General features: G+C 72.2%; 9 protein-coding genes. All 9 read right to left on the bottom strand.

What is annotated here, in order from left to right; genetic code table 11:
- Positions 1–108: 108 nt before the first annotated feature.
- The 9 genes from ABT300_RS39200 to ABT300_RS39160 all read right to left on the bottom strand — a co-directional run bounded on the left by ABT300_RS39200 (position 109) and on the right by ABT300_RS39160 (position 7,077).
- A complete protein-coding gene (locus tag ABT300_RS39200; protein ID WP_351686508.1) occupies positions 109–1,125 on the bottom strand; it encodes an asparaginase in 1,017 nt (338 codons plus the stop codon).
- 44 nt (positions 1,126–1,169) lie between these two features.
- Complete coding sequence (locus ABT300_RS39195; RefSeq protein WP_351686505.1) at positions 1,170–2,609, bottom strand: amino acid permease; 1,440 nt, start codon at positions 2,607–2,609, stop codon at positions 1,170–1,172.
- Positions 2,606–3,283, bottom strand: a complete 678-nt coding sequence (locus ABT300_RS39190; RefSeq protein ID WP_351686511.1) for a FadR/GntR family transcriptional regulator — start codon at positions 3,281–3,283, stop codon at positions 2,606–2,608. The genes ABT300_RS39195 and ABT300_RS39190 overlap by 4 nt, the downstream gene beginning before the upstream one ends.
- Before the next feature lie 165 nt (positions 3,284–3,448).
- On the bottom strand, positions 3,449–4,285 hold the full coding sequence (locus ABT300_RS39185; RefSeq protein ID WP_351686503.1) for an undecaprenyl-diphosphate phosphatase: 837 nt from the start codon (positions 4,283–4,285) through the stop codon (positions 3,449–3,451).
- Between the two features lie 95 nt (positions 4,286–4,380).
- Entirely contained in the window at positions 4,381–4,746 is a 366-nt protein-coding gene (crcB, locus tag ABT300_RS39180) for a fluoride efflux transporter CrcB (RefSeq protein ID WP_351686500.1), read from the bottom strand.
- Complete coding sequence (locus ABT300_RS39175) at positions 4,743–5,165, bottom strand: DUF190 domain-containing protein (protein ID WP_351686498.1); 423 nt, start codon at positions 5,163–5,165, stop codon at positions 4,743–4,745. Before ABT300_RS39175 ends, crcB (ABT300_RS39180) begins: the two co-directional genes overlap by 4 nt.
- The gene (crcB, locus tag ABT300_RS39170; protein ID WP_351686496.1) at positions 5,162–5,617 is read right to left on the bottom strand and encodes a fluoride efflux transporter CrcB; all 456 of its coding nucleotides are present in this window, start codon (positions 5,615–5,617) and stop codon (positions 5,162–5,164) included. The genes ABT300_RS39175 and crcB (ABT300_RS39170) overlap by 4 nt, the downstream gene beginning before the upstream one ends.
- Positions 5,618–5,722: 105 nt before the next feature.
- Positions 5,723–6,793, bottom strand: a complete 1,071-nt coding sequence (locus ABT300_RS39165; protein ID WP_351686493.1) for an SMP-30/gluconolactonase/LRE family protein — start codon at positions 6,791–6,793, stop codon at positions 5,723–5,725.
- A complete protein-coding gene (locus ABT300_RS39160) occupies positions 6,790–7,077 on the bottom strand; it encodes an ArsR family transcriptional regulator (RefSeq protein WP_351686490.1) in 288 nt (95 codons plus the stop codon). The genes ABT300_RS39165 and ABT300_RS39160 overlap by 4 nt, the downstream gene beginning before the upstream one ends.
- Positions 7,078–7,297: the final 220 nt, after the last annotated feature.

Genomic DNA, 7,297 nt, shown 5'->3' with positions numbered 1-7,297 from the left:
CTCGGGCGCGGGGCCCGGCCGGGTCTGCGGTGAAGGGGACGGCCGGCGGGAGGGACGACCGGCGGTCCGCCGGTGGCCACCGCGCACACTCGGTGGCCACCGGAGCTGTCAGACGCAGGCCCGCACGGTGACCGGGTCCAGTGCCCGGACGGGTCGCAGGCTGCCCACGGGCTCGCCGCCGCCGAGCAGCGGCTCGCCCGCGAAATCGGTGAGAAGGCCCGGGTCGACGCCGGCCCGGACGAGGGCGGCCGCGGTGACCGGGACGCGGGCGCGGTTCGCGCCGTCGGAGATCTTGACGGCGACGGCGCGGCCGTCGGGGAGCGCGGCGACCTCGACGCCCTCGAAGCCGTCCTTGGCGAGCAGCCCGGGCACGGCGTGCATCAGGGCGGCGACGTCCCGGCCGGCGCCGGAGGCCATCTCGGGATGGGCGCGCATCGCGTCGGTCACGCGTGCCTCGGGGGTGCCGGGCGCGGAGGCGGTGACGCGGGAGACGGCCCGGGCGAGGCCGTGCAGGGAGACGGAGAACAGCGGTGCGCCGCACCCGTCGACGGTGACCCGGGCGATGCGCTGCCCGGTGAGGTCCTCGACGATCTCGGCGATCGCCTGCTGGAGCGGGTGCTCCGGGTCGAGGCAGCCGTCGAGGGACCAGCCGTTGAGCTTGCAGGTGTAGAGCATGGCCGCGTGCTTGCCGGAGCAGTTCTGGGCCAGGCGGGAGGGCCCCCGGCCCGCCCGTATCCACTCGTCGCGGACCGCCGGGGCGTACGGCAGGTCCTCGACGTTGCGCAGGTCGTGCTCCGTGACGCCGGCCAGCTCGAGGATGCGCCGGGTCCCGGCGAGGTGGCGTTCCTCGCCGGAGTGGCTGGCCGCCGCGAGCGAGAGGAGCTCGCCGTCGAGGGGCAGCCCGGCCCGGACCATGGCGACGGCCTGGACGGGCTTGAGCGCCGAGCGCGGATAGAAGGCGGCCTCGACGTCGCCGAGCTGGAGCTCGACGGAGCCGTCGGCGCCCAGGACGACGACGGAGCCGTAGTGGACGCCTTCGGTCACCCCGCCGCGGACCAGGTGGGCGACGGGTGCATGGAGGGGTTCGCGGATCACGGGGGCGTCGGCGAGGGAACTGCTGTACATCACTGCCTGCATCACTGGTGGGCGGTCGGCGGTCGGCGACGAGGTCACCGGTCGGCCTCGGACGAGGTGCGCGCGAGGTTGCGGCGGATGCCGTACCACCCGGCGACCAGGGCGGCGACGATCAGCGGCAGGCACAGCACGGTGGTCCGTCCGGCGCCGCCGTCGGCGTACATGAGGACCAGGACCGAGGCGAGGAAGAAGAGCGTCGCCAGCTCGGTCCACGGGGAGCCCGGCAGCCGGTAGCCGGGGCGGGTCAGCTCGCCCTTCTGGGTCTTCTGCCAGAAGAGGAGGTGACAGATCATGATCATGCCCCAGGTGGCGAGGATGCCGATCGCCGCGAAGTTCAGGACGATCTCGAAGGCGTCCGCCGGGACGACGAAGTTCAGGCCCACGCCGAGGACGCAGATGCCGCTGGTGAGCAGGATGCCGCCGTAGGGGACCTGGCTGCGGCTCATGACCGAGGTGAACTTCGGCGCGGAGCCGGACATCGCCATGGAGCGCAGGATGCGGCCGGTGGAGTACAGGCCGGAGTTGAGCGAGGACATGGCCGCGGTGAGGACGACGAGGTTCATGACCCCGCCCGCCGCCGGGATGCCGACGTTGGACAGGACCGTCACGAAGGGGCTCTCGCCGGAGGTGTACTTGTTCCACGGCAGCAGCATCGACAGCAGGACCACCGAGCCGACGTAGAACAGGCCCACGCGCCACATGATCGAGTTGATCGCCCTGGGCACGATCTTCTCGGGGTTCTCGGTCTCGCCGGCGGCGACGCCGACCAGCTCGACGGAGGCGTAGGCGAACACGACGCCCTGGATGATCAGCAGCATGGGCAGCAGGCCGCTGGGGAAGATGCCGCCGTTGTCGCTGACGAGGGAGGGGCCCGGGGTGGCGCCGTCCACCGGGTGCTGGGTGACCAGCAGGAAGATGCCGATGCACATGAAGATCACCAGGGCGCTGACCTTGACGATGGCGAACCAGAACTCCAGTTCGCCGAAGATCTTCACCGAGATCAGGTTCACGGTGAGGACCACGGCCAGGGCGATGAGCGCGATCACCCACTGGGGTATGTCGGAGAACATGCCCCAGTAGTGGGTGTAGGTGGCGACCGCGGTGATGTCGGCGATGCCGGTGGTGGCCCAGTTCAGGAAGTACATCCAGCCGGCCGTGTACGCGCCCTTCTCGCCCATGAACTCGCGGGCGTAGGACACGAAGGCGCCGGACGAGGGGCGGTACAGGACGAGTTCGCCCAGGGCGCGCACGACGAGGAAGGCGAAGATCCCGCAGACCGCGTAGGCGATGAAGAGGGAGGGCCCGGCGTCGGCGAGCCGGCCGCCTGCCCCGAGGAACAGGCCGGTGCCGATGGCGCCGCCGATGGCGATCATGTTGACGTGGCGGGATTTCAGCGACTTGCTGTAGCCCTCGTCTCCGGCGTCGACGTGACGGGTGGAGGGGCGCGTCTCGTCTTTGAGGTGCTGGTCGCTCACGCCTCGGGTCCGCCTTCCAGGGGGGCGTCCGTGCCGGCGGCGCGGACGATGTCGGTGAGGGTGGTCTCGACGCGGTCGAGGTGGTGGCTCATGGCCTCCACGGCGTCGGTCTCGGAACCGTCGATCAGGGCCTCGACGATCGCCCGGTGCTCGCGGTTGGACTGTTCGCGCCGGCCGCCCAGTTCGTTGAGGAAGGCCGACTGACGCGCCAGTGCGTCCCGGATCTCCTCGATGACCCGGCGGAAGACCGGGTTCTGGGCGGCTTCGGCGACGGCCAGGTGGAAGAGGGTGTCCATCGCGACCCACGCGGTGGTGTCCGTCTCCCGCTCCATGCGGTCGAGCAGATGGGCGAGGTGGTCCAGGTTCTCCGCGGTGCGGCGCCGGGCCGCGTACCCGGCGACCGGGACCTCGACGTGGCGGCGCACCTCGAGCAGATCGCTGGCCGCGTAGTCGCCGAAGGTGGGGTCCTCGACGGTGTTGGCGATCACGAAGGTGCCCTTGCCGGTCCGGGCGACCGTGAGGCCCATGGTCTGCAGGGCGCGCAGGGCCTCCCGCAGCACGGGCCGGGACACTTCGAGGGTGCGGCAGAGCTCCGCCTCGGAGGGGAGCTTGTCGCCGATGGCGTACTCGCCGCGTTCGATGGCGCCGCGGAGGTGGATGAGCACCGCTTCCATGGCGCTGACGCGCCGCGGCATCCGACCACCTGTCTGGCTGTCTGACAGGTTCACGGGACAGATACTCCGGGGGGCCCGAGGGCCCTGTCAAGGCGTCTGAAGACAAAAATTCAGGGGCGGGCGGCCTGAAAGGCAACGTCCCGCCCCGGTAGGGGAGTCGGCGGCTCAGCTGTCGAGGACTCCCGAGGCCAGCAGTCCGAACAGGGCCAGTCCGACGACGATCCGGTAGACGACGAACGCGTTGAAGGAGTGCTTGGCGACGAACTTCAGCAGCCAGGCGATGGAGGCGTAGGCGACCACGAAGGACACCGCCGTGCCGACGGCCAGGGGCGCCGCGCCGGCGCCGGCGCCCAGCGCGTCCTTCAGCTCGTAGATGCCGGCGCCGGTGAGGGCGGGGATGCCGAGGAAGAACGACAGGCGGGTGGCGGCGACCCGGTCCAGGTCCAGGATCAGCGCGGTGGACATGGTCGCGCCGGAGCGGGAGAACCCGGGGAAGAGCAGCGCGAGGATCTGGGAGCTGCCGACGAGCACCGCGTCCTTGAACGAGGTGTCGTCCTCGCCGCGCTTGTGCCGGCCCATCTGGTCGGCCGCCCACATCACCCCGCTGCCGACGATGAGCGAGCCCGCCACCACCCACAGCGAGGCCAGCGGCCCCTCGATCAGCGGCTTGGCGGCGAGGCCGACGACGACGATCGGGATCGTCGCGTAGATCACCCACCAGGCGAACTTGTAGTCGTGGTGGTGGCGCTCCTCACGGTCGCGCAGCCCGCGGAACCACGCCGACACGATCCGCACGATGTCCTTGCGGAAGTACACGAGGACCGCGGCGATCGCTCCGACCTGGATGACGGCGGAGAACCCGACGACGGCGTCGTCGTCGACCGGGATGTGCATCAGCCCTTCGGTGATCTTCAGATGACCGGTGGAGGAGACGGGGAGGAACTCGGTCACTCCCTCGACGGCTCCGAGGACGACGGCCTGGCCGACGGAGATGGCGCTCATGGAATCCAGTTCTGAGGAGACGAATCGGTCGACGGCGTGGTGGACGCCCCGGTGTCGGAGACAGTCCTACCAGGCCCGGGACCTGCTGGACGTCTTCACGACCACGCCCACTGCCCGAGGGCGACCCCGGCGGACGCGGCCCCGAGGCCCACGGCCACACTGCCCGCGGCGTTGGCGACCGCCTGCAGTGAGGCCCCCGTCTCGGTCAGCCGGAGCGTCTCGTACGAGAACGTGGAGTACGTGGTCAGCGCCCCGCACAGCCCCGTCCCCAGGAACAACCGCAGGTCGGGGCCGACCGTCGTGGCGCCGGTCAGCGTGCCGAGGATCAGGCAGCCGACCATGTTGACGACGAAGGTGCCCCAGGGGAAGACGGAGTCGTGCCGGGACTGCACCGCCCGGTCGGTCAGGTAGCGCAGCGGCGCGCCGATCATGCCGCCGGCGACGACCACCAGCCAGTTCACAACGAGTTCTTACCCTTCATGTCCGAATCGTCCGGCTGGTCGCCACGGCTTCCGGCGGGGTCACCGTCGCCGTCCGCGTCGGCGCTCCGGCCGGCGCGTCCGAGGACACGGCACTCGTCGAGGACCGCCGTCGCGTCCGTGATCAGCTCGTCGATCCGCGGCAGGAAGGCCTCCACCCGTTCCGGCGTGTCGACGATCACGACGGCGACCGGCAGGTCCTCGCTGAGCGAGAGCAGTCGCGAGGTGTGGATCAGCGAGGAGGCGCCGAAGCCCTCCACGCCGCGGAAGACGCTGGCCCCCGCGAGACCGGCCGCGTGGGCGCGGTGCACGATCTCCGAGTACAGGGGCCGGCGCCGCCAGGTGTCGTTCTCGCCGACGAAGACGGTCAGCCGCAGTGCGCCGCCCGCGAGCCGCGTCATCGCCGCCCCCGCGAGAGGACGCGGCGGGTCGCCGTGGCCGCCAGCCACACCGCGGCGAGCGCCGCGGCCAGGGTCCCGGCGAGGTAGGTCAGGGCGGCGCCGGTGCGCCCCGCGTCGAGCAGCTTCTGGACGTCGACGGCGTACGTCGAGAAGGTGGTGAAGCCGCCGAGCACCCCGGTGCCGAAGAACGGCCGCACCAGCCGGTGGGCCGTCACGACCTCGGTGATCACCACCAGGAACACGCCGATCACCGCGCAGCCGACCACGTTCACCCAGAACGTCGTCCAGGGGAATCCGCCGTCCCCGGTGGGCCACCGCAGGGCCGCGGCGTAGCGGGCGACGGCGCCGATGCCGCCGCCGACGGCCACGACGGCGACCACCGGCAGCTGTCCCGAGCGGGCCGCCCCGCGCGGGGCCCCGGCCCGGAGGCGCTGGGCCTGTGGAGCTGTCATCTCGTCACGTCTCCTGCCCGGTCCGCCCGCCCCGCCGGATCCCGACTGATCACGGCCGGGCACCAGCTTGACACGCTCCTCGCCCTGAAATCGAGGAGCGCCGCCCTACCCGGTCGCCGGCGACTCGCAGATCGCGATGCCCCGCTCCCACAGGCTGCCCAGGACCAGGCTGCCGCCGCTCTCGCAGACGCTGGTGACCATGCGGAAACCGGAGCGGCGCCGGGTGAGCCGGTGCAGGACCCGGCCTTCGTCGTCGACGGCGAGCACGCCGGTCGTGCCCGAGGGGCGGTAGGGGGCGTGCAGGGCGAGGCGGGCGGCGCGGCGGCGAACGGCGGGGCCCGCGCGGTGCAGCAGGCCGAGCGGGGGGACGCTCGGGCCGGCCAGCGCCACCCAGACCGGGCCGCCGGGCGTGCCGCGCCACATGTTGTCGGGGAAGCCCGGCAGGTTCGTGGCGAGCGGTTCGGCCTGTCCGGCCCGGGGGCCGGTGAGCCGGAAGCGGGTGAGGCGGCGGGCGCCGGTCTCGGCGACGATCAGACACGAGTCGTCGCGCCCTCGCACCAGGCCGTTGGCGAACTGCAGCCCCTCCAGGACGACTTCGGCCTCGCGGGCGCCGGGCGCCAGCCGCAGCAGCCGTCCGGTGCCGCTGTGCTCGACGATGTCGCCCATCCAGTCCTGCAGCGGGTGGACCCGGCTGGAGACGGTGAAGTAGGCCGTCCCGTCGGGCAGGGCGACGACGTTGCTGCAGAAGCGCAGCCGCTCCCCCGCCGCCGTCTCGGTCAGCACCCGCACCCGGCCGGCGCCGCCGAGGTCGACGCGCAGCAGCGCGCCGTCGGCGGAGCACACCAACAGGTCGCCGTCCGGGAGGAGTTCGAGACCGAGTGGGCGGCCGGCGATCTCGGCGAGGCGTTCGACGCGGGCGGCGCGCGGATCGTCCAGTCCGGCGACGCGCAGGATCCGTCCGTCCGCCACCCCGGTCAGGATCCGCCCCTCGGGGTCGGCGACGACGTCCTCGGGGCCGTGGCCGGGGAGCGCGACGTACCGGAGGGGGACGAGAGCCGTCCGGCCGCCCCCGGGGTCCGCCGTGTTCGCCGTGTTCGCCGTGTTCGCCGTGTTCGCCGTGTTCGCCGGAGCGTTCCCGTGGGGCGGTCCCTGCGGCTCCTCCTCCACGTCCGTCACCAGCCCTTCTCGAACATGCGGGCCACTTCGGCTATGCGCATCTCGTCGCGTCGGTAGTACGTGCGGCGTCCGACGCGCTTGGCGCGCAGCAGGCCGATGCCGGCGAGCAGGGCGAGGTGGGTGTCGGCCACCCGGCGGCGCACGCCGAGTTTCGCCGCGACGACGTCCGCGGTGACTCCGTCCTGGACGAGGTCGCCGTGCCGCGGCCGCGGGAAGTGCCGGGCCGGCTCCTTCAGCCACTCCAGGATGTCGAGTCGCCGCTCACTTGCGGGAGTCCTCAGCATCGTCGTCCCCTCCGTCCGAGCCTCCTCGTACCGCGTCGTCCCACTCTTCCGCAGTCGGGCCCGCCGTGTCCCGAACTCCGCCGGCCTCGTCCCGGATCGAACCTCCCTGCGGCGCACGGCCGTTGGGGGGGTGCCTCTATGTCTTTCGTCAAGCGGTGCGGGGGCTTCTCGGCTGGTAGAAGGTTCCGTCGCGGAGCATGGCGAACAGGACGCTGATGCG

The sequence above is a fragment of the Streptomyces sp. NPDC001027 genome (assembly GCF_040299045.1).
Taxonomy (GTDB): domain Bacteria; phylum Actinomycetota; class Actinomycetes; order Streptomycetales; family Streptomycetaceae; genus Streptomyces.
The sequence above is the reverse complement of the archived record's forward strand: the minus strand, read 5'-3'. Positions and strand labels throughout refer to the sequence as shown.

Excerpts from the sequence above, each read along its gene's own strand:
- ABT300_RS39200 (WP_351686508.1), bottom strand. The coding sequence starts at position 1,125 with ATGTACAGCAGTTCCCTCGCCGACGCCCCCGTGATCCGCGAACCCCTC.
- ABT300_RS39190 (WP_351686511.1), bottom strand. The coding sequence starts at position 3,283 with ATGGAAGCGGTGCTCATCCACCTCCGCGGCGCCATCGAACGCGGCGAG.
- ABT300_RS39185 (WP_351686503.1), bottom strand. The coding sequence starts at position 4,285 with ATGAGCGCCATCTCCGTCGGCCAGGCCGTCGTCCTCGGAGCCGTCGAG.
- ABT300_RS39175 (WP_351686498.1), bottom strand. The coding sequence starts at position 5,165 with ATGACGCGGCTCGCGGGCGGCGCACTGCGGCTGACCGTCTTCGTCGGC.
- crcB (WP_351686496.1), bottom strand. The coding sequence starts at position 5,617 with ATGACAGCTCCACAGGCCCAGCGCCTCCGGGCCGGGGCCCCGCGCGGG.
- ABT300_RS39160 (WP_351686490.1), bottom strand. The coding sequence starts at position 7,077 with ATGCTGAGGACTCCCGCAAGTGAGCGGCGACTCGACATCCTGGAGTGG.